Consider the following 20,001-nt stretch of genomic DNA (forward strand, 5'->3'; position numbering starts at 1 on the left):
AGCCACTTCAAGGGGCCCGCATCAGGCCCGGCCCGGTTTCCCCGGTCCGCATCGCGCTGACTCGGATAACTCTACACCCCGCGAAACCTGCCGTTCACCCACCCCCTCCAAACGGTTCGAGGGCCCGGGAGCAAACTCCCCCGGGCCCTCGATCTTCCCTGGTCACCAGGGGTGCGGACGGTCGGTCACACCGCCAGCGGCAGCGCGGTCGGGTGCACCGGCGCGGGCAGGGCCGATTCGCCGGTGAGGTGGGCGTCGACCGCGCTGGCGACCGAACGCCCCTCGGCGATCGCCCACACCACCAGCGACGCGCCCCGGTGCGCGTCGCCGCAGACGAACACACCGGGAGCGGTGGTCTCCCAGTTCGAGCCGCTACCGATGGTGCCGCGCTTGGTCAGCTCGATCCCGAGACCGTCGAGCAGCGACATGCGTTCGACGCCCTCGAAACCGATCGCCAGCAGCGCCAGGTCGCACGGCAGTTCCTCGACCTCGTCGTCGACCGGGACGACCTGCCTGCGGCCGTTCTCGTCGCGGCGCACCTCGACGTGGCGCAACCGCACCGCGCGCACGTCGCCCTGCTCGTCGCCGACGAACGACTCGATGGCCACCGCGAACTTCCGCTCTCCCGCCTCCTCGTGCGCCGGGTAGGTCCGCAGGATGTACGGCCAGACCGGCCACGGCGAGAGGTCGTCGTCGCGCTCGGTCGGCGGCTGCGGGTAGTTGTCCAGCTGGGTGACCGACAGCGCGCCCTGCCGGGTCGCGGTGCCGTAGCAGTCCGCGCCGGTGTCCCCGCCACCCAGGATGACGACGTGCTTGCCCTCGGCCGACAGCTGCGCGGGACCGTCGCCCTCGAGCTCCTTGTTGGCCGGAACCAGGTGCTCCATGGCCAGGTGCACACCGTTGAGCTCGCGGCCCGGGATGCTGTTGTCGTCGCGGCAGCGCAGCGCGCCCACCGCCAGCACCACCGCGTCGTAGCCGGCGTTGAGGTCCTCGACGGTCAGGTCCACCCCGACCTCGCAGCCGGTGATGAACCTGGTTCCCTCGTCGCGCATCTGCACCAGGCGCCGGTCCAGGGCGGACTTCTCCATCTTGAACTCGGGGATCCCGTAGCGGAGCAGCCCACCGATGCGATCGTCCCGCTCGTAGACGGTCACCTCGTGGCCGGCGCGGGTCAGCTGCTGCGCGGCTGCCAGACCGGCGGGTCCGGAACCGACCACGGCGACGCGCTTGCCGGTGTGCTCCTCGGCGGTGCGCGGGACGACGTAGTCGTTCTCCCAGCCGACCTCGGCGATGGTCTCCTCGACCCGCTTGATCGCCACCGGGCCGCCCGCGTCCGGCGAGATGGAGAGCACACAACCGGCCTCGCACGGCGCCGGGCACAGCTTGCCGGTGAACTCCGGGAAGTTGTTGGTCGCGTGCAGCCGCTCGCTGGCGGCCTCCCACTGGCCGCGCCGAACCATGTTGTTCCACTCCGGGATCAGGTTGCCCAGCGGGCAGCCCGCACCACCGGAGTGGCAGAACGGGATGCCGCAGTCCATGCAGCGCGCGGCCTGGGTGGAGACGCTCTCGTTGCGCTCCTGGGTGGAAAGCGCCGCGTAGACCTCCTGCCAGTCACCCAGCCGCTCGTCGGTGGGGCGCTTGGGGGCGTCGGCCCGCGAATACTTCAGAAAGCCCTTGGGGTCAGCCACGGGAAGCCTCCATGATCGCCTCGTCCACGTCGCGGCCTTCGATCCTGGCCATCCGCATGGCTTCCAGGACCCGTTCGAAGTCGCGCGGCATCACCTTGGTGAACGCCGCCGAACGTCGCGGCCAGTCGCCCAGCAGCGACGCGGCCACCGCGGAGCCGGTCAGCTCGTGGTGACGCTCCACGATCTCGTGGAGCCACTTCAGTTCCTTGGCGCTGGGTTTCTGCAGGTCCACCATCGCCGGATTGACCCGAACCGGGTCGAGGTCGAGCACGTACCCGATGCCGCCGGACATGCCCGCGCCCACGTTGCGCCCGGTGCCGCCGAGCACGACCGCGCGGCCGCCGGTCATGTACTCGAAGGCGTGGTCGCCGACGCCCTCGCAAACCAGCAGGGCGCCCGAGTTCCGGACCGCGAAGCGCTCACCGACCTTGCCGCGCAGGTAGATCTCGCCGGTGGTGGCGCCGTAGCCGATCACGTTGCCCGCGATCACCTGGTCCTCGGCGGCGAAGGCCGAGTCCGGGTGCGGGCGCACCACGATCCGTCCGCCGGAGAGGCCCTTGCCGACGTAGTCGTTGGCGTCGCCGATCATGTCCAGCGTGATGCCCTGAGGCAGGAACGCGCCCAGCGATTGTCCGGCCGACCCCTCGAGCTCGACGTGCACGGTGTCGTCCGGCAGGCCGTCGCCGCCGTAGCGGCGGGAGAGCTCGGCACCCAGCAGGGTGCCGACGGTGCGGTTGACGTTGCGCACCGGCAGCTGCAGCTTCACCGGACGGGCGTCCTCGAGGGAAGCCTCGGCGAGCTGGATCAGCGTGCGGTCCAGCGCGTGGTCGAGACCGTGGTCCTGCTCGCGCACCCGGCGGCGCACCGCGGAGTACGGCGTCTCCGGTTCGGCGAACACCGGTTCCAGGTCCAGTCCCTTGGCCTTCCACAGCTGCACGGCCTCGTCCTTGCGCAGCGCCGAGACCTGGCCGATCGCCTCGTCGAGGGTCCGGAAGCCCAGCTGGGCCAGGTGCTCGCGGACCTCCTCGGCGATGAACTCGAAGAAGTTCACCACGTGGTCGACCTGGCCGGTGAACCGCTTGCGCAGCTCCGGGCTCTGGGTGGCGACGCCGACCGGGCAGGTGTCCAGGTGGCACACGCGCATCATCACGCAGCCCTCGACCACCAGCGGAGCCGTGGCGAAGCCGTACTCCTCGGCACCCAGCAGCGCGGCGATCACCACGTCGCGGCCGGTCTTGAACCCGCCGTCGCACTGCACCGTGATCCGGTCGCGCAGGCCGTTGAGCAGCAGGGTCTGCTGGGTCTCGGCCAGACCGATCTCCCACGGCGTGCCCGCGTGCTTGAGCGAGGTCAGCGGGGCCGCGCCGGTTCCGCCGTCGTGCCCGGAGACCAGCACCACGTCGGCGTGCGCCTTGGACACGCCCGCGGCGACGGTGCCGATGCCGACCTCGCTGACCAGCTTGACGTGCACGCGGGCGCGCTCGTTGGCGTTCTTCAGATCGTGGATCAGCTGCGCCAGGTCCTCGATCGAGTAGATGTCGTGGTGCGGCGGCGGCGAGATCAGCCCGACGCCCGGCGTGGAGTGCCGGGTCTTGGCGATCCACGGGTAGACCTTGTGCGCGGGCAGCTGGCCGCCCTCGCCGGGCTTGGCGCCCTGCGCCATCTTGATCTGGATGTCATCGGAGTTGACCAGGTACTCGCTGGTCACGCCGAACCGCCCGGAAGCGACCTGCTTGACCGCCGAGCGGCGCTCCGGGTCGTAGAGGCGGTCGACGTCCTCGCCGCCCTCACCGGAGTTGGACTTGCCGCCGATGCGGTTCATCGCCATGGCCAGGACCTCGTGGGCCTCGGCGGAGATGGCGCCGTAGCTCATCGCACCGGTGGAGAACCGCTTCATGATCTCCGAAGCCGGTTCGACCTCGTCGACGTCGATCGGCTCGCGCCCGCTGTCGAAGTCGAACAGCCCGCGCAGCGTCCCGCCTTCGGCCGCCAGCCGGTCGCATTCCGCGGTGTACTCGCGGAACTTGTCGTAGCGACGGGTCTTGGTGGAGTGCTGCAGCAGGAACACCGTCTCCGGGGTGAACAGGTGCAGCTCGCCCTCGCGGCGGTAGGAGTAGTCCCCGCCGACCTCGAGCCTGCGGTGCGCCTGTTCGGTCGGGTTGTCCGGGAAGGCGGTGCGGTGCCGCCGGGCGACCTCCTCGGCCAGCTCGTCGAGCCCGACGCCGCCGAGCTTGGACGTGGTCCCCCGGAAGTAGCGCTCGACCAGGTCCTGGGACAGGCCGACCGCTTCGAAGACCTGCGCGGCGGTGTAGGCGCCGACGGTGGAGATGCCCATCTTGGACATCACCTTCAGCACGCCCTTGACCAGTGCCTGCACGTAGTTGCCGACGGCGTCCTTGGAGCGGATGCCGGTGATCTCGCCGGTGGCGATCATGTCCTCGATCGCCTCGAACGCCAGGTACGGGTTGACCGCCGCGGCACCGTAGCCCAGCAGCGCGGCCACGTGGTGCACCTCGCGGGCGTCCCCGGATTCCACGACCAGCGCGACGCGCAGGCGCTCCTTGGTGCCGATCAGGTACTGGTGCACCGCGGAGGTCAGCAGCAGGGACGGGATCGGCGCCATCCGGTGGTCGGAATCGCGGTCGGAGAGCACCAGCACGCGAGCGCCCGCGGCGATGGCCTCCGATGCCTCGCGCTGCACCCGCTCGATGGCCCGGCCGAGCGCCTCGCCGCCGCCGTCGACCTCGTAGAGACCGGAGATCACGGCCGAGGCGAACCCCGGGAGGTCGCCGTCGTCGTTGATGTGGATGAGCTTGGCGAGCTCGTCGTTGTCGATCACCGGGTTGGGCAGCATGATGTGCCTGCACGACGCCGGCGACGGGGCGAGCAGGTTCTGCTCCGGGCCCATCACGCGGGCGACCGAGGTGACGATCTGCTCCCGGATCGCGTCCAGCGGCGGGTTGGTGACCTGCGCGAAGCCCTGGACGAAGTAGTCGTAGAGCATCCGCGGGCGCTGCGAGAGCACGGCGGGCGGAGTGTCCGCGCCCATCGAGCCCAGCGGTTCGGCGCCACCGGTGGCCATCGGTGCCAGCAGCAGGCCGAGCTCTTCCTCGGTGTAGCCGAACGCCTGCTCGCGGCGCACCACCGACTCGTGCGTGCTGACCACGTGCTCGCGGTCGGGCAGCTCGTCGAGGTGCAGCTGCCCGGCGTGCAGCCACTCGTCGTAGGCGTGCTCGTCGGCGAGCTCGGTCTTGAGCCGCTCGTCGTCGACGATCTCGCCCGCGGTGGTGTCCAGGAGGAACATCCGGCCCGGCTGCAGGCGGCCCTTGGCCACGACCTCTTCGGGTTTGACGTTGAGCACGCCGGTCTCGCTGGCCAGCACCACGCGGTCGTCGCTGGTCCGCCACCAGCGGGCGGGGCGCAAGCCGTTGCGGTCCAGCACGGCGCCGACGAGCTCGCCGTCGGTGAAGGTGACGCAGGCAGGCCCGTCCCACGGCTCCATCAGGCTGGCGTGGAACTCGTAGAAGGCCCGGCGCTTGGCGTCCATCTCGGCGTGGTTCTCCCACGCTTCCGGGACCATCATCAGCACCGCGTGCGGCAGGCTGCGCCCGCCGAGGTGCAGCAGTTCCAGGACCTCGTCGAAGGAGGCCGAGTCCGATCCGTCGTCGGCGACGACCGGGTACAGCCGCGAGAGATCGCCCGGGATGAGGTCCGAGGACAGCAGGGACTCGCGGGAGTGCATCCGGTTGCGGTTGCCGCGAATCGTGTTGATCTCGCCGTTGTGCGCCACGTAGCGGAACGGGTGCGCCAGTGGCCAGGACGGGAAGGTGTTGGTGGAGAAGCGGCTGTGCACCAGCGCGATCGCGCTCGCCGTGCGCTCGTCGCGCAGGTCCGGGAAGAACGCGGGCAGCTGCTCGGTGGTGAGCATGCCCTTGTATACGAAGGTGCGGCTCGACAGCGACGGGAAGTAGAGCTCGAGCCCCTGCTCGGCCGCAGCGCGCTCGGCCCGCTTGCGCAGGCAGAACGCCAGCCGGTCGAGAGCGAGACCCGCCTCGTCGCGCTGTCCGGCCACCAGGACGGTGGCGAAGTGCGGCATGGACCTGCGGGCGGTGGTGCCCACGTCCGCGGCGTCCGGGGTGGTGGGCACGTCGCGCCAGCCCAGCACCCGCAGGTTCTCCTCGGCGGCGACGTCCTCGATCAGCCGCTGGGCCCGCGCGCGCTGCTCGGCGTCGGCGGGCAGGAAGGCCATTCCCGCCGCGTACCGGTGCTCGCCGTTGCCCGCCGGCTCCGGCAGCACGACATCGGTTTCGGCCCGCAGCAGCTCGTCGGGCAGCTGCAGCAGAATTCCGGCACCGTCACCGCTGGTCGGCTCGGCGCCAGCGGCACCGCGGTGTTCCAGGTTCGAAAGGGCGGTCAGGGCATCGGCGACGATGCCGTGAGAACGTCGTCCACGGATATCGGCGACCATGGCGACACCGCAGGAATCCTGCTCCGCGGCCGGGTCGTAGAGGCCCTGGGCCGCGGGGGCGGCGGAGAAGACCATGCGCAGACCTCCCTCGTCAGATCTCGTGCTGAAAGTCGGAGGTCGAACGTTGACCTGACTTTGGCGACTTCTGGGCACGGGACGACGCTGGCCCGCATGCTTCGGCGTCCGGTTCGCGAGAGATTTTCCGGGCATGACGGCCCGTTCGCGGTAACCAGAGCGTTTAGCAGACTTTAACAGCCAGGACACCCAGAAGCAGCAATTCGAGAGTGATGCTGACCATGTTGTACACCGCTTGACGATTCTTAAGCGGAGCGTTCACGCCGCTCAGCGGGTTGCTCGCGGCTGACTTCGTGTTGAAGCCCGTGGCACGAATGCTACACATCTCGGCGCACCGACCAGCGTTTTCGATGTATCGGTGAACGCGCTTCGTCACCAAATCTAACCGTTGTGCAGCCATCCGGACAGCCCTCGCGGTGACGCACGCCCCGCGCCCGCGCCAACGGCCGATCATTCCTGATATCTTTCCAGCTCAGAGCACTCGAGGGAGTTGAGTTGCTCGCGGGACGCCAGCGTGGAGGGAAACCGGTGCGCTGCCGCTTGCGCGTGGCGTCTGCGTCCGCCACCCCCGGTGCCGGCTCCGTTTCCGCACGGGAACGGCGCTACGAGCACCGGCCGAACCGTAGGGAAGTCATGACCGGGTTCCGTCGCCTCGCCACCCTGCTGCTCGCTGCGCTCGCTCTGCTCAGCGGTGTGACCGCATGCGCGACCCGACAGCACACATCCGCACAGGCTCCCGCCGAGGACCCCGCCGCCGCGTTCCCGGTGAAGGTCGAGCTGCCCGGGCAGGACCCGGTGACGCTGGTCAACCAGCCCAAGAAGATCGTGTCCCTGTCCCCGACCGCGACGGAGTCGCTCTACGCCATCGGCGCGGGCGAGCAGGTCGTCGCGGTCGACAAGTACTCGAACTTCCCGAGCAAGGCGCCGAACACCGAGCTGAGCGGGTTCACCGCCGACGCGGGCGCGGTGGCCCAGCAGAATCCGGACCTGGTGGTCGCTCCGGACAACGCCGAGCAACTCGCCGAGGGCTTGCGCGCCATCGACGTCCCGGTGCTGCTGACGCCTGCGGCCAAGAACCTGGACGAGGCCTTCCAGCAGATCGAGGCGCTGGGGCAGGCAACCGGGCACAACGAGCAGGCCAAGGCGCTGGCGGACAAGATGCGCGGCCAGATCGCCGACATCGTCGAGAGCACGCCCAAGCCGCCGGAACCGCTGAGCTACTTCCACGAGGTCAACCCGGACTTCTACACGGCCACCTCGCAGAGCTTCGTGGGCAGCGTCTACTCCCGGTTCGGCATGACCAACATCGCCGACTCCGCCGGCGGCGAGTTCCCGCAGGTCTCGGCCGAGCACGTGGTACAGGCCAACCCGGACCTGATCTTCCTGGCCGACACGAAGTGCTGCGGCGTGAACAAGGCCAAGGTCGCCGAACGACCGGGCTGGGACACCCTCGACGCGGTGCGGCAGGACCGCGTCGTCGAGCTCAACGACGACATCGCGAGCCGCTGGGGTCCGCGCGTCGTCGATCTGGTGAAGGCCATCAGCAAGGCCGTCACCAAGGCCCAGCAGGAGTGAGCGACCGGCTCGGCGCGCTAACGCGGAGCAGACTGCGCCCGCGGCATCTCGTCATCGGACTGCTGGTGCTCCTGGGCAGCATGGTGCTGTCGGTGCTGGTGGGGGCCGCGGGACTGGGCTGGCAGCGGGTGCTCGGCGAGATCGCCGCGCAGCTCACCGGCGGGGTATCGCCGCTCTCCGAGCGCGAGGCGGCGATCCTGTGGGAGCTGCGCGTGCCGCGCACCGTGCTCGGGCTGCTGGTCGGAGCCGCGCTGGCCGTGTCCGGTGCGGCGTTCCAGGGCGTGTTCCGCAATCCCCTCGCCGACCCGTACCTGCTGGGGTCCGCCTCCGGGGCCGGACTGGCGGTGACGATCGTGATCGCCCTGGTGCCGCAGTACGGACTGGGCGTTCCGGTGCAGGCGGCCGCGTTCGCCGGAGCGCTCGGCGGTGTCGGCCTGACCTGGCTGGTGGGGCGTTCGGCGGGCTCGGACACCGCCACGCTGGTGCTCGCCGGGGTCGCGGTGGGCGCGTTCCTGACCGCCGGGCAGACCTTCGTGCAGCAGCTGCGCGTGGAATCGCTGCAGCAGGTCTACATGTGGATCCTCGGCCGGTTGAGCACCACTGGCTGGCGCGAAGTTCTCGTGGTGCTGCCCTACCTGGTGGTGGCCGCGCTCGTGCTGCTGGTGTGCGCGCGCCTGCTGGATCTGCTGGGCACCGGCGACGAGGAGGCCGCCTCGCTGGGCGTGAAACCGGGCCGGGTGCGGGCTCTGGTGCTCATCGCGGCGTCGCTGGCCACCGCCGCGGCCGTGTCGGTGGCCGGCCTGATCGGGTTCGTCGGCCTGGTGGTGCCGCACCTGGTGCGGCTGGCCGCGGGCGGGAGCTACCGGATCATCGTCCCGCTGTCGCTGCTGTTCGGCGGCGTGTTCCTCGTGCTGGCCGACATGCTGGCGCGCACGGTGCTCGCACCCGCGGAGATCCCGATCGGCGTAATCACGGCGTTCACCGGCGCACCGTTCTTCGCCCTGCTGCTGCAGCGGAGGCACTCATGAGCGGCATCGAGGTGCGCTCGCTGTCCGCCGGATACCGCGGCCGCGAAGTGCTTTCCGGCATCTCGACCACTGTGGACACCGGTGGCTGGCTGGGCATCATCGGGCCCAACGGAGCGGGCAAGTCGACCCTGCTGAAGGCCATCGCCGGGCTCGTCCGGCACACCGGCGGAGTGCTGGTCGACGGCAGGCCGCTGGAAGCGCTGCGGCGGCGGGAACGCGCCAGGGCGATCGGCTACGCCCCGCAGATCCCGCAGCTGCCGATCGGCCTGACCGTGACCGACTACGTCCTGCTCGGCAGGACACCGCACCTGGGGCTGCTGGCCAGGGAGAGCGCGGCCGACCTCGACGTGGTGGCCTGGGTGCTGGAGAAGCTGGACCTGACCGGTCTGGCGAACCGGTCGCTGTCCACACTGTCCGGGGGTGAGCGCCAGCGGGCAGTGCTGGCGCGGGCGCTCGCCCAGCGAGCGGGGGTGCTGCTGCTGGACGAGCCGACCACCGGGCTGGACATCGGGCACGCGCAGGCGTTGCTGGACCTCGTCGACGAGCTCCGCCGCGAGCTGGGGACCACCGTCGTCAGCACGCTGCACGACCTGACCCTGGCTGGGCAGTACGCGGAACGATTGCTGCTGCTCGATCGCGGCGAGGTGGTGGCCGAGGGAACGCCCTCGGAGGCGCTGACACCGGAGCTGCTCGCGACCCACTACGCCGCGCGGACCTCGATCCTGCACTCGCCCGACGGCACCCCGGTCATCGCCCCCGTCCGCTAGCAACCGCCGCACCTGCGAAAACCACCCCGGCGAAACATCCGTCTCGCCGGGGTGGTTCGGCACCGGACCGCAGGGGCCGGGGTGGTCACGAGTTCGAGTTGCCCGCCTTGGAATCCCCGGAACCGGCCTCTTCCTCGCCGGGCTCGTCCGCCGCGGCCTTCTCGTCGCCGGGTTCGCCGGTGTCCCCGCCGGGATCGTCCTCGTCCGGCTCGTCCTCCGCGGACTTCCCCTCGGTGGACTTCGCGCCGGTGGACTCCGCTTCGCGGCCGGAGACCTTCGCGGATCCGTCGCCGCCCGAGACAGTCGTGGGTGGCAGGTCCTCCGGGTAGGGCTTGCCGATCAGCTTCGCCGGCTCCTCCCGCTTGCCGCGAACGATCAGCAGGTAGGCGACGGCGCCCGCGAAGACCAGGATCGAGGTGAACACGTTGATCCGGATGCCCAGGATGTGCGTGGCCTGGTCGGCGCGCATCATCTCGATCCAGACCCGGCCGAGCGTGTAGCCGGCCACGTAGAGCGCGAAGACCCGGCCGCGCCCCATCTTGAACCGGCGGTCCGCCCAGATCAGCAGCAGGAAGACGCCGACGTTCCAGACCAGCTCGTAGAGGAAGGTCGGGTGCACGACGGTGATCGGCGTCTTGTCGATGGCCACGCCCGCGATCGGGTCGGCCAGACCCGTGGACGGGTCGATGCGCCGGTAGATCTCCAGCCCCCACGGCAGGTCCGTCGGACCGCCGTAGAGCTCCTGGTTGAAGTAGTTGCCGAGCCTGCCGATGGCCTGCGCCAGGACCACGCCGGGGGCGACGGCGTCGGCGAAGGCCGACAGCGGAATGCCGCGCTGCCTGCAGCCGATCCACGCGCCGACCGCGCCGAGCGCGACGGCGCCCCAGATGCCAAGGCCGCCGTTCCAGACCTTGAAGATGTCCAGCGGGTTGCGGTCCGGGCCGAAGTACTTGTACCAGTCGGTGGCCACGTGGTAGAGCCGTCCGCCGATCAGGCCGAACGGCACCGCCCACACGGCGATGTCGACGACGGTGCCCTCCCGGCCACCGCGCGCCTGCCAGCGGCGGCTGCCGAGCCAGACCGCGACGAAGATGCCCGCGATGATGAACAGCGCGTAGGCCCTGATCGGAACCGGTCCGATGTACCAAACCCCTTGCGGGGGACTGGGAATGTTAGCCAGGAAGGGACTCGCCATAGCGGCAACCGAGGCATTCACGAGGCCAACGGTATCTGTCCCTCAACGGCGCGTGAGCACCAGGGCTCACCGGCCGCGCACGCCTGCCGCCAGCTCACCGGAGAGCTGGCGCACGCCCGCCGCGCCGTCCTCCTGGGCGCGGGTGACGAACGCGGAACCGACGATCACGCCGTCGGCGAAGCCCGCCACCTCGACCGCCTGCTCCGGCGAGCGCACGCCCAGGCCCACGCCGATCGGCAGGTCGGTGTGCGCGCGGGTGCGCTCGACCAGTCCCGCGGCCGCCGCGCCCACGGAATCGCGGGCACCGGTCACGCCCATCACCGAGGTGGCGTAGACGAAGCCGCTGCTGGCCTTGGCGGTCATCCCGAGCCGTTCCTCCGTCGAGGAGGGCGCGACCAGGAAGATCCGGTCCAACCCGTGCTGGTCGGTGGCGTCGATCCACTCCGCGGCCTCGTCCGGGATCAGGTCCGGGGTGATCACCCCGAGCCCGCCCGCGGCCTTGAGATCGCGGGCGAACGCGGCCGGGCCGTAGCGGTGCACCGGGTTCCAGTAGGTCATCACCACGGCGTTGCCGCCGGCCTCGGCGATCGAGGACACCAGGTCGAACACGTCGCGCACCCGGAACCCCGCGCGCAGCGCGGTCTCGCTGGCGGCCTGGATGGTCGGGCCGTCCATCACCGGGTCGGAGAACGGCAGGCCGACCTCGACGATGTCGCAGCCCGGCCGGTCCTCGCCCGGCAGCATCGCGCGGAACAGCTCGGCGCTGCCCTCGACGGTCGGGAACCCGGCGGGCAGGTAACCGATCAGCGCGGCCCGCTCTTCCCGCCGGCAGGCCTGGAAGACCTCGTCCAGACTCATTGAGCCTCCTCCGAATCCACCAGGCCGAAGTACTTCGCCGCGGTGTCCATGTCCTTGTCGCCCCGCCCGGAGAGGCTGACCACGATCACGCCGTCCGGGCCGATCTCCCGGCCGAGCTCGATCGCGCCGGCCAGGGCGTGCGCGGACTCGATCGCGGGGATGATGCCCTCGGTGCGCGTGAGCAGCTGGAAGGCCTGCATGGCCTCGTCGTCGGTCACCGAGCGGTACTCGGCGCGCCCCGAGTCCTTGAGGTAGGAGTGCTCCGGGCCCACGCCCGGGTAGTCCAGCCCGGCCGAGATCGAGTAGGCCTCGGTGACCTGCCCGTCGTCGTCCTGCAGCAGGTAGGAGCGCGCGCCGTGCAGCGTTCCCGGCGAGCCCTCGCCGAGGGTCACGCCGTGCTCGCCGGAATCGATGCCGTGTCCGGCGGGCTCGTAGCCGACGAGGCGCACGTCGGCGTCGTCGAGGAAGCCGTGGAAGATGCCGATCGCGTTGGAGCCACCGCCCACGCAGGCCACGACCGCGTCCGGCAACCGCCCGGCCATCGCCAGCGCCTGCTCCCGGGCCTCGTCGCCGATGACCCGGTGGAAGTTGCGCACCATCATCGGGAACGGGTGCGCCCCGGCCGCCGTGCCCAGCAGGTAGTGGGTGTGCTCGACGTTGGCGACCCAGTCGCGCAGCGCCTCGTTGATCGCGTCCTTGAGCGTGGCCGAACCGTTGGCCACCGGAATGACCTCGGCGCCGAGCAGCCGCATCCGCGCCACGTTGAGGGCTTGGCGCTCGGTGTCGACCTTGCCCATGTAGACGACGCAGTCCAGGCCCAGCAGCGCGCAGGCGGTGGCCGTGGCCACGCCGTGCTGGCCCGCACCCGTCTCGGCGATCACCCGGCTCTTGCCCATCCGCTTGACCAGCAACGCCTGACCGAGCACGTTGTTGATCTTGTGGGAGCCGGTGTGGTTGAGGTCCTCCCGCTTGAGCAGGATCCGCGCGCCACCCGCGTGCTCGGCGAAGCGCTTGGCCTCGGTCAGCAGCGACGGGCGGCCCGCGTAGTTGCGCAGCAGATCGTCGAGTTCGGCGAGGAACTCCGGATCCTGCTGCGCCTTGGCGTACTCGGCGGCCAGCTCGTCCTGAGCGGCGATCAGCGCCTCGGGCATGAACCGGCCGCCGTAGTCACCGAAGTGACCGCGTTCGTCCGGGTCATGTCCCTCGGGCACCGGCCTGCCCGACCGGTGAGCGCGCGCGGCATCAGCCCCGACGGTCATTTCGTTCCTCCTGTGCCTCACGCGACGCCGCGCCCACCGGTGCTCACCGGCTCGGACGCGGGCACGCCGGATGCGAACCGGCGGTCACCAGCTGGTTGACGGCCGACTTGGGATTGTCACTGGTCACCAGGCCTTCACCGACCAGCACGGCGTCGGCGCCCGATCCCGCGTAGGCCATCAGGTCGCTGGGCCCGCGGACACCGGACTCGGCGATCTTGATGACCTCCGGCGGCAGTCCCGGCGCGATCCGGCCGAACACGTCCCGATCGACGTCGAGCGTGTGCAGATTGCGCGCGTTGATGCCAATGATCTTCGCGCCCGCCTCCAGTGCCCGGTCGGCCTCCTCGGCGGTGTGGACCTCGACCAGCGCCGCCATGCCGAGCGACTCGACCCGGTCCAGCAGCGCCTCGAGGACGTTCTGCTCCAGGGCGGCCACGATCAGCAGCACCATGTCGGCACCGTGCGCCCGCGCCTCGTGCACCTGGTACGGGCTGACGATGAAGTCCTTGCGCAGCACCGGTGTGCCGGGGACGCGCTTGCGCACCGCGTCCAGGTCGGCCAGCGAACCGCCGAAGCGGCGCTGCTCGGTGAGCACGCTGATCACGCGCGCACCGGCCTCGGCGTAGTCGGCCGCGAGATCGGCCGGCTCACCGATCTCGGCCAGCTCGCCCTTGGACGGGCTCCGCCGCTTGACCTCGGCGATCACGCCCACGCCGCCCTCGCTGAGCTTGGCCAGCACGTCGTGCGGTGGTGGCGCGGCAGCGGACAGCTGCTTGATCTCGTCGAAGGAGGTCGCGGCTTCGCGGGCCGCGAGATCCTCCCGCACGCCTTCGATGATGGATTCCAGAACGGTCACGCGAACACCTCGCCGGCTGTGCCCCGAACACGCACCCGCAAGTCGCTGGAACACCCGTCGTTGAATGCGCAGATGAACTCATTGCGCTCGATCACGACACTCCCCTTCCCGCCGTGCCGTCGCATGGCCGATGCTAAACCTCACCAACCGCACCCCTCGCCAAGGGGTGGGCCCGGAGGCCCAGCGCAACAGGGACCTTCGGCCCTTGCGGCGCTGCGAGATCACTGCCCTGCACGACGCACAGCAGGAGTTTCGGGCCGTACCCGGCAGCTCAGCGATCGTCTTCCGCGGTGGGATCGCGACCCGCGTCCAATTCGTTCCACAACTGCCGGTCCGAATCGTGGGAAGGGCGCTCCTTGGCCGTTCCCGGCGCGGAGTACTTGGCACCCATCGCGGGCATCCGCCCGGCACGCAGCACCGTCAGCGCACCCGCCGCGACCAGCAGCAGCGCCCCCAGCAGCATCAGCAACGGCCCCGCGGGCTGGGTGCTGACCTCGCTGACCGGCGTGCCGCCCGCCGGGGCGTGCTCGCGCACGTAGTCGAACCAGCCGCCGGTCAACGTCTGGTAGCCGCGCCAGCCGAGCAGCGCGCCCGCGAGGACCACCAGCAGACCCATCAGCCGCCGCAGCAGCCCGCCGGTGGCCAGCACCGCGGCCACCGCCGCCAGCGAGGCCAGCGCCATCGGGCCCAGCTCCGGGCGGAGCTGGGCACCGGTGCCGCCGCTGGTCATCGTGCTGCCCAGCGGGGTGTCGAACTGCTGGTCAGCCCAGGTCAGCGCGGAAGCGCCCCACAGCACCCCGGCGCCTGCCAGCACCAGCAGCACCACGATCCACAGCAGCCCTCTCGATCGGGGCTCGGGCTCAGATACCTGCGCGCTGGTCAACGCGCTCCTCCACTACTTCGCCGCCCGGCGCGGCGAGGGTTTCGGCGGTGGCCACCGCGTTGAGCACCGCGCGGGCCTTGTTCAAGCACTCCCGGTCCTCGGCGGCCGGGTCCGAGTCGGCCACGATGCCGCCGCCCGCCTGCACGTAGGCCGTGCCGTCACGCACCAGAGCAGTGCGGATGGCGATCGCGGTGTCGGCGTCCCCGGCGAAGTCCAGGTAACCGACCACGCCGCCGTACTGGGCCCGCCGGGTGGGTTCCAGCTCTTCGATCAGCTGCAGGGCGCGCGGCTTGGGCGCACCGGACAGCGTCCCGGCCGGGAAGCAGGCGGCGATCGCGTCGAAAGCGGTCTTGCCCTCGGCCAGCTGCCCGGTGACGGTGGAGACCAGGTGCATCACGTGGCTGTAGCGCTCGATGCGGAAGAAGTCGACCACCCGCACCGAACCGGGGGCGCACACCCGGCCCAGGTCGTTGCGTCCGAGGTCGACCAGCATCAGGTGCTCCGCGCGCTCCTTGTCGTCGGCGAGCAAGTCCTTCTCCAGCACCGCGTCCTCGTCCTCGTCGGCCCCGCGCCAGCGGGTACCCGCGATCGGGTGCGTGGTGGCCTGGCCGTCGTGCACCTTGACCAGCGATTCCGGACTGGAGCCAACGATGTCGAACGGGCTGCCGCCGTTCGGGTCCTCCAGCCGCAGCAGGTACATGTACGGGCTCGGATTGGTGGTGCGCAGCACCCGGTAGATGTCCAGCGCATCGGCCTGCGTCTCGAGTTCGAAGCGCTGCGAGACCACGACCTGGAACGCCTCGCCGGAGCGGATGGCCTCCTTGGCCTTCTCCACCGCCGCGAAGTGCTCCTCCTGGGTGCGCCGCCGGACGAAGTCCGGGCTCGGCCGGGAGAAGGTGGCCACCGTGGGGGCCGCAGGCGTGCTCAGCCGCTCGGTCATCTCGTCGAGGCGGCGCACTGCGTCGTCGTAGGCGGCGTCCACTCGCTCAGGGCTGTTGTCCCAGTTCACGGCGTTGGCGATCAGCGTGATCGTGCCCTCGTGGTGGTCCAGCGCGGCCAGGTCGGTGGCCAGCAGCATCACCATCTCGGGGATCTGCAGGTCGTCCTCGGTCAGTTCGGGCAGCCGCTCCATGCGCCGAACCGAGTCGTAGCCCAGGTAGCCGACCATGCCGCCGGTCAGCGGCGGCATCCCGGGCAGCGGGTCGGTGTGCAGCAGGCGCTGCGTCTCCCGCAACGCCTCCAGCGGGTCGCCGCCGGTGGGCAGGCCGACCGGCGGGGTGCCGGTCCAGTGCGCCTCGCCGTCGCGGACGGTGAGCGCGGCCGCGCTCCGGGCGCCCACGAACGACCATCGCGACCAGGAACGACCGTTCTCAGCGGACTCCAGCAGGAAAGTTCCGGGGCGATTGCCCGCCAGCTTGCGGTAGACGCCCAGCGGGGTCTCGTCGTCCGCGAGCAGCCGTCGCACCACCGGGATCACCCTGCGGTCCGCGGCCAGGGTCCGGAACTCCTCGCGTCCTGGGCTGATGCTGCCGATCTCACCGTCACCGACCATGCGTTCCATTGTGCCGCGCACCGGGTCCGCCCGACGCGGCACCTACCCGCAACCGGTTTTGCCTCCCGGGCACCCGTGCGGCGAGGATGGTCGGGTGAGCAGTGCAGCCGACCGGGACAACGACGAGCCGAAGCGACGGGGTCGCAGGCGCAACGGCGCCGACACGAAATCGGCGCTGCTGACCGCCGCGCGGGAGGTGTTCGCCGAGCAGGGCTACGAGTCCGCGACGGTGCGCACCATCGCCGGTCGCGCCGGAGTGGACCCGGCGATGGTCAACCACTGGTTCGGCGGCAAGGAGGGCCTGTTCCTCGCCGCGATGCGCATCCCGGTCAACCCGGCCGATCTGGTCCCGGAGCTGCTCGACGGACCACCGGAGGAGCTGGCCGAGCGGATCCTGCGGCGGTTCGTCTCGGTCTGGGACGGCGCGGGCGGCGGCCAGTTCGCCGCGCTGGTGCGCAGCGTGGCTGGCAACGAGATCGCGGTGTCGATGCTGCGCGACTTCGTCCGGAACGTCCTGTTCAACCGGCTGCTCCAAGAGCTCGGCTCGGATCGGCCCGACCTGCGGGTGGCCCTGTGCGCCACCCAGGTGGTCGGGCTCGGCATGGCCCGCTACGTCATCCACCTGGAGCCGCTGGCCTCGGCCGACGTGGACACCATCGTCAGTTCCATCGCGCCGAACCTGCAGCGCTACCTCACCGGCGATCTGGGCGAGGTCACGTTCGCGTAGGGGATGTTTCGTCCGCCGCTGGGCCGGGCGTGCCGCGGATCGATGCGCGATGGGACTACGCGCTCCGATGTTGCGGGTGGAGCTGCTCGATCCGGTCGCGTTCGGTGTACATGTCCCAGTACTGCTCGGCGAGGTCGTCGGGGTCGACGACCGGGAACTCCGCAGCCGGCTCCGCAGCAGTTCCGGATTGGGCGATGAGTGCGCTCATCTCGCTGCGGGCGATCGTCGCCCCGACGGAGAGGGTTCCGGCGTAGATGCCCGCATCGGCCAGCTCGCCGTGGAGGGAGTGCAGGTAGTTGCGAACAGCGGCGCCGAGCGGAGCCAGGCCGCTGAGCCCGGGCACGGGGTGGACCGCCGTGACACCGGTGGTCAGGAGAAAGGCGCCATCTCCCCGCTCGGTCCACTCCGGCAGCATCGCGCGGACCACCTCCACGGGTGTCAGCAGGAACACCGGGAGGCCCTTCTCCAGGGTGGCAGCGTCCGTCAGGGCGGCAGGACCGAAGCTCTGCTCAGCGCTGAACGGCCCGTACTCGATCACGTCGATGCGGCCGAAGCGGTCGCGGATGCTCGCGATCAGCTCCGGCACTTCGGCGGGTCGGGACAGGTCAGCGCTGAACCCGGCTGCTTCGACGCCGTCCGCGGCCAGCTGTTCGACGAGGGAGTCCAGTCGCTGCCTGCGCCGCGCCACCAGGGCGACGCGGAAGCCTTCACGGCCGAAACGACGAGCTACGGAGGCGCCGAGGCCGGTCCCGGCCCCGAAGACGGCGATCACTTTGGACATCTGAGACTTCCCCTCACCCAGAAAACCTGACCCTCTGGTCAACTTAATTCGACGGTAGCATGCAAATTGACCGAAGGGTCAAGTCCGGGGTGGAACGAGGCGAAGGAACACCGGGCCAGGACCAGGAGGAATCACCAGATGCGGGCCGACGCGCAACGGAACGCCGAGAAGCTGCGAGCAGCCGCCGCCGAGCTCTTCCACGAGCGCGGCCTGCAGGTACCGCTCAAGGAGATCGCCCGGCGGGCAGGGGTGAGCCACGGCACGCTCTACAACCTCTTCGGTACTCGCGAGGCCCTGATCGACGAGGTGGTGACCGATCACGCGGCACGCCGCCTGGAGGAGGTCGCGCAGCAGGCCCTGTCCATCGAGGACGCCTGGGCGGGATTCGCGCACTACGTCGAGAAAATCTGCGAGCTCCAGGCCACCGACCCCGCCGTCGCCGACGTGGTCAGCGGTCGTTATCCGGGCGCGGAACGCCTCATGACCGCCTGCGACCGGACCAGGGACGCCGCTCAGCGGATCCTCGGGCGAGCCCGCGAGGCCGGCGCTCTCCGCCCCGACTTCACCGATGCGGACCTGGTGTTCGCCTTCGCCGCCAACGCTCTGCTGGCCCGCTCGACCGGCGAAGCCGCCCCGAACGCCTGGCGCCGCCAAGCCGCCTTCCTGCTGGACGGTCTGCGCACCGAGGCCGCCCGCGCGCAACCGCCCGCAACCCAGCCGACCGAGCAGCAGGTCCACGACGCCTTGAAAGACCTCGGCGACACGACGTAGCACGCACGAGGGCGGCGCTCCCGGGTGAGAGGTGCGCTCATCGCCCGCGGGTCAACCCGGACCGACCGGCCCGAGCGAAACCACCGGGCACCTCCGCCGCCGGTAGGCCGGTCAGCTCTCCGGTGCGAGCAGGACGTCAGCGTCGAAGCAGGTGTGGTCACCGGTGTGGCACGCGGCGCCCTCCTGGTCGACGACCAGCAGGAGCGTGTCGCCGTCGCAGTCCAGGCGGACCTCGTGCACGTGCTGGGTGTGCCCGGAGGTCTCGCCCTTGACCCAGTGCGTCCCGCGGCTGCGCGAGTAGTAGGTGCCCTTGCGCGTGGTCAGCGTGCGGTGCAGGGCCTCATCGTCCATCCAGGCCATCATCAGCACCTCGCCCGTGCCGCGCTGCTGCGCGATGGCCGCTACCAGTCCGTCGGGGGTGCGCTTGAGCCGTTCGGCGACGGCGGGATCGAGCTCGTTCATCGGACCGTGATCCCTTCCGCGCGCATGGCGTCCTTGACCTCGCCGATGCGCAGCTCGCCGAAGTGGAAGACGCTCGCGGCCAGCACGGCGTCGGCGCCCGCGCGCACTGCGGGCGCGAAGTGCTCGACCGCACCGGCCCCGCCGCTGGCGATCAGCGGCACGTCGACGACCTCGCGGGCCGCCCTGATCATCTCCAGGTCGAACCCGGCCTTCGTGCCGTCGGCGTCCATCGAGTTCAGCAGGATCTCGCCGACGCCGAGCGCCTGGCCCTTGGCCGCCCACTCCAGCGCGCAGATGCCGGTGCCCCGGCGTCCGCCGTGCGTGGTGACCTCGTAGCCGGAGGGCGTCGGCTGCCCGCCCTCGGGAACGCGGCGCGCGTCCACCGACAGCACCACGCACTGCGCGCCGAACCGCTTGGAGGCCTCGTTGAGCAGCTCGGGACGGGCGATCGCGGCGGTGTTCAGGCTGACCTTGTCCGAGCCGGTGCGCAGCAGCCGGTCGATGTCGTCGGTGCTGCGCACGCCGCCGCCCACGGTCAGCGGGATGAAGACCTGCTCGGCGGTGCGGCGCACCACGTCGAAGGTGGTGGCGCGGTCCGAGGACGACGCCGTGACGTCCAGGAACGTCAGCTCGTCGGCGCCCTCCGCGTCGTAGGCCTCGGCCAGCTCCACCGGGTCCCCGGCGTCCCGGAGATCGGTGAAGTTGACGCCCTTGACGACCCGGCCCTGATCAACGTCCAGGCAGGGGATGACCCGCACCGCAACACCCATGACTCCAGCCTAATGGGTCCTCGCGGACGGCTGCGGAGCCGCATGCGGTGTGCCGCCAGCGAGGTGCGGTGTTGCCAACCACAGTTTTGCCTAAAACTGTCCGGACATTTCGGGCGCGGACTCTCACAGTTTTAGGCAAAACTGTCACCACCACGCGCGCTCGGCGGCTTCGTGGTGAGTGATGGGTCGTGGTCTGGTCGGGAGCGCGGCGGAGCCGCTGTTCAAGGCGGAAATCAGACGGCTCCGCGGCGGGTTCTCGGACGTTGAGAACAGCCGCACCGCCGCG

At 70.6% G+C, this 20,001-nt stretch carries 16 protein-coding genes; 5 read left to right on the forward strand and 11 right to left on the reverse strand.

From position 1 onward, the window contains the following. Positions 1–185: 185 nt before the first annotated feature. Both ABD289_RS18440 and gltB read right to left on the reverse strand, forming a co-directional pair. On the reverse strand, positions 186–1,688 hold the full coding sequence (locus tag ABD289_RS18440) for a glutamate synthase subunit beta (RefSeq protein WP_344134072.1): 1,503 nt from the start codon (positions 1,686–1,688) through the stop codon (positions 186–188). Continuing rightward, positions 1,681–6,231, reverse strand: a complete 4,551-nt coding sequence (gene gltB, locus ABD289_RS18445) for a glutamate synthase large subunit (protein ID WP_344134075.1) — start codon at positions 6,229–6,231, stop codon at positions 1,681–1,683. Before gltB ends, ABD289_RS18440 begins: the two co-directional genes overlap by 8 nt. A gap of 633 nt (positions 6,232–6,864) precedes the next feature. On the opposite strand from gltB, the gene ABD289_RS18450 reads away from it, so the two are divergent. From ABD289_RS18450 to ABD289_RS18460, 3 genes are all read left to right on the forward strand, one after another. Next, on the forward strand, positions 6,865–7,806 hold the full coding sequence (locus ABD289_RS18450; RefSeq protein WP_344134078.1) for an ABC transporter substrate-binding protein: 942 nt from the start codon (positions 6,865–6,867) through the stop codon (positions 7,804–7,806). An 80-nt stretch (positions 7,807–7,886) separates the two neighbouring features. Beyond that, the gene (locus ABD289_RS18455; RefSeq protein WP_425564746.1) at positions 7,887–8,834 is read left to right on the forward strand and encodes a FecCD family ABC transporter permease; all 948 of its coding nucleotides are present in this window, start codon (positions 7,887–7,889) and stop codon (positions 8,832–8,834) included. Then, positions 8,831–9,601 carry an ABC transporter ATP-binding protein gene (locus ABD289_RS18460; RefSeq protein ID WP_344134084.1) on the forward strand — a complete coding sequence of 257 codons (771 nt, stop codon included), beginning with the start codon at positions 8,831–8,833 and terminating at the stop codon, positions 9,599–9,601. Before ABD289_RS18455 ends, ABD289_RS18460 begins: the two co-directional genes overlap by 4 nt. Positions 9,602–9,686: 85 nt before the next feature. Here the strand turns inward: ABD289_RS18460 and lgt are convergent, their stop codons facing one another. The 6 genes from lgt to ABD289_RS18490 form a co-directional block, all read right to left on the reverse strand. Beyond that, the gene (gene lgt / locus ABD289_RS18465; RefSeq protein ID WP_344134087.1) at positions 9,687–10,796 is read right to left on the reverse strand and encodes a prolipoprotein diacylglyceryl transferase; all 1,110 of its coding nucleotides are present in this window, start codon (positions 10,794–10,796) and stop codon (positions 9,687–9,689) included. Between the two features lie 66 nt (positions 10,797–10,862). Continuing rightward, on the reverse strand, positions 10,863–11,654 hold the full coding sequence (gene trpA, locus ABD289_RS18470; RefSeq protein WP_344134090.1) for a tryptophan synthase subunit alpha: 792 nt from the start codon (positions 11,652–11,654) through the stop codon (positions 10,863–10,865). Then, on the reverse strand, positions 11,651–12,913 hold the full coding sequence (trpB, locus tag ABD289_RS18475; protein WP_344134093.1) for a tryptophan synthase subunit beta: 1,263 nt from the start codon (positions 12,911–12,913) through the stop codon (positions 11,651–11,653). The genes trpA and trpB overlap by 4 nt, the downstream gene beginning before the upstream one ends. Positions 12,914–12,956: 43 nt before the next feature. Beyond that, positions 12,957–13,769: an indole-3-glycerol phosphate synthase TrpC gene (trpC, locus tag ABD289_RS18480; protein WP_344134096.1), complete on the reverse strand. Its 813-nt coding sequence runs from the start codon at positions 13,767–13,769 to the stop codon at positions 12,957–12,959. A gap of 271 nt (positions 13,770–14,040) precedes the next feature. After that, the gene (locus tag ABD289_RS18485; RefSeq protein WP_344134099.1) at positions 14,041–14,652 is read right to left on the reverse strand and encodes a Trp biosynthesis-associated membrane protein; all 612 of its coding nucleotides are present in this window, start codon (positions 14,650–14,652) and stop codon (positions 14,041–14,043) included. Continuing rightward, positions 14,630–16,204, reverse strand: coding sequence for an anthranilate synthase component I (locus ABD289_RS18490; protein WP_344134102.1), 1,575 nt, complete (start codon positions 16,202–16,204; stop codon positions 14,630–14,632). Before ABD289_RS18490 ends, ABD289_RS18485 begins: the two co-directional genes overlap by 23 nt. Before the next feature lie 94 nt (positions 16,205–16,298). Here ABD289_RS18490 and ABD289_RS18495 point away from each other — a divergent pair, with 94 nt between their 5' ends. Continuing rightward, entirely contained in the window at positions 16,299–16,931 is a 633-nt protein-coding gene (locus tag ABD289_RS18495) for a TetR/AcrR family transcriptional regulator (protein ID WP_344134105.1), read from the forward strand. A 55-nt stretch (positions 16,932–16,986) separates the two neighbouring features. Here ABD289_RS18495 and ABD289_RS18500 read toward each other — a convergent pair whose 3' ends face one another. Further along, positions 16,987–17,712 (reverse strand): SDR family NAD(P)-dependent oxidoreductase, encoded by a 726-nt coding sequence (locus ABD289_RS18500; protein ID WP_344134109.1) that lies wholly within the window; start codon positions 17,710–17,712, stop codon positions 16,987–16,989. Between the two features lie 138 nt (positions 17,713–17,850). Between ABD289_RS18500 and ABD289_RS18505 the strand changes: the two genes are divergently transcribed. Then, positions 17,851–18,483, forward strand: a complete 633-nt coding sequence (locus ABD289_RS18505) for a TetR/AcrR family transcriptional regulator (RefSeq protein ID WP_344134114.1) — start codon at positions 17,851–17,853, stop codon at positions 18,481–18,483. 111 nt (positions 18,484–18,594) lie between these two features. Here the strand turns inward: ABD289_RS18505 and hisI are convergent, their stop codons facing one another. Together hisI and hisF are read right to left on the reverse strand one after the other, a co-directional pair. Beyond that, on the reverse strand, positions 18,595–18,945 hold the full coding sequence (gene hisI, locus ABD289_RS18510) for a phosphoribosyl-AMP cyclohydrolase (RefSeq protein ID WP_344134117.1): 351 nt from the start codon (positions 18,943–18,945) through the stop codon (positions 18,595–18,597). Continuing rightward, positions 18,942–19,715 (reverse strand): imidazole glycerol phosphate synthase subunit HisF, encoded by a 774-nt coding sequence (hisF, locus tag ABD289_RS18515; RefSeq protein WP_344134121.1) that lies wholly within the window; start codon positions 19,713–19,715, stop codon positions 18,942–18,944. Before hisF ends, hisI begins: the two co-directional genes overlap by 4 nt. Positions 19,716–20,001: the final 286 nt, after the last annotated feature.

Origin of the sequence: Saccharopolyspora halophila, assembly GCF_039531955.1 — a bacterium.
Classification (GTDB): Bacteria; Actinomycetota; Actinomycetes; order Mycobacteriales; family Pseudonocardiaceae; genus Saccharopolyspora; species Saccharopolyspora halophila.

Coding starts and splice junctions, on each gene's coding strand:
- lgt (WP_344134087.1), bottom strand. CDS start 10,796: ATGGCGAGTCCCTTCCTGGCTAACATTCCCAGTCCCCCGCAAGGGGTT.
- ABD289_RS18455 (WP_425564746.1), top strand. CDS start 7,887: ATGGTGCTGTCGGTGCTGGTGGGGGCCGCGGGACTGGGCTGGCAGCGG.
- gltB (WP_344134075.1), bottom strand. CDS start 6,231: ATGGTCTTCTCCGCCGCCCCCGCGGCCCAGGGCCTCTACGACCCGGCC.
- hisF (WP_344134121.1), bottom strand. CDS start 19,715: ATGGGTGTTGCGGTGCGGGTCATCCCCTGCCTGGACGTTGATCAGGGC.
- trpB (WP_344134093.1), bottom strand. CDS start 12,913: ATGACCGTCGGGGCTGATGCCGCGCGCGCTCACCGGTCGGGCAGGCCG.
- trpA (WP_344134090.1), bottom strand. CDS start 11,654: ATGAGTCTGGACGAGGTCTTCCAGGCCTGCCGGCGGGAAGAGCGGGCC.
- ABD289_RS18450 (WP_344134078.1), top strand. CDS start 6,865: ATGACCGGGTTCCGTCGCCTCGCCACCCTGCTGCTCGCTGCGCTCGCT.
- ABD289_RS18460 (WP_344134084.1), top strand. CDS start 8,831: ATGAGCGGCATCGAGGTGCGCTCGCTGTCCGCCGGATACCGCGGCCGC.
- ABD289_RS18490 (WP_344134102.1), bottom strand. CDS start 16,204: ATGGTCGGTGACGGTGAGATCGGCAGCATCAGCCCAGGACGCGAGGAG.
- ABD289_RS18505 (WP_344134114.1), top strand. CDS start 17,851: ATGCGGGCCGACGCGCAACGGAACGCCGAGAAGCTGCGAGCAGCCGCC.
- hisI (WP_344134117.1), bottom strand. CDS start 18,945: ATGAACGAGCTCGATCCCGCCGTCGCCGAACGGCTCAAGCGCACCCCC.
- ABD289_RS18500 (WP_344134109.1), bottom strand. CDS start 17,712: ATGTCCAAAGTGATCGCCGTCTTCGGGGCCGGGACCGGCCTCGGCGCC.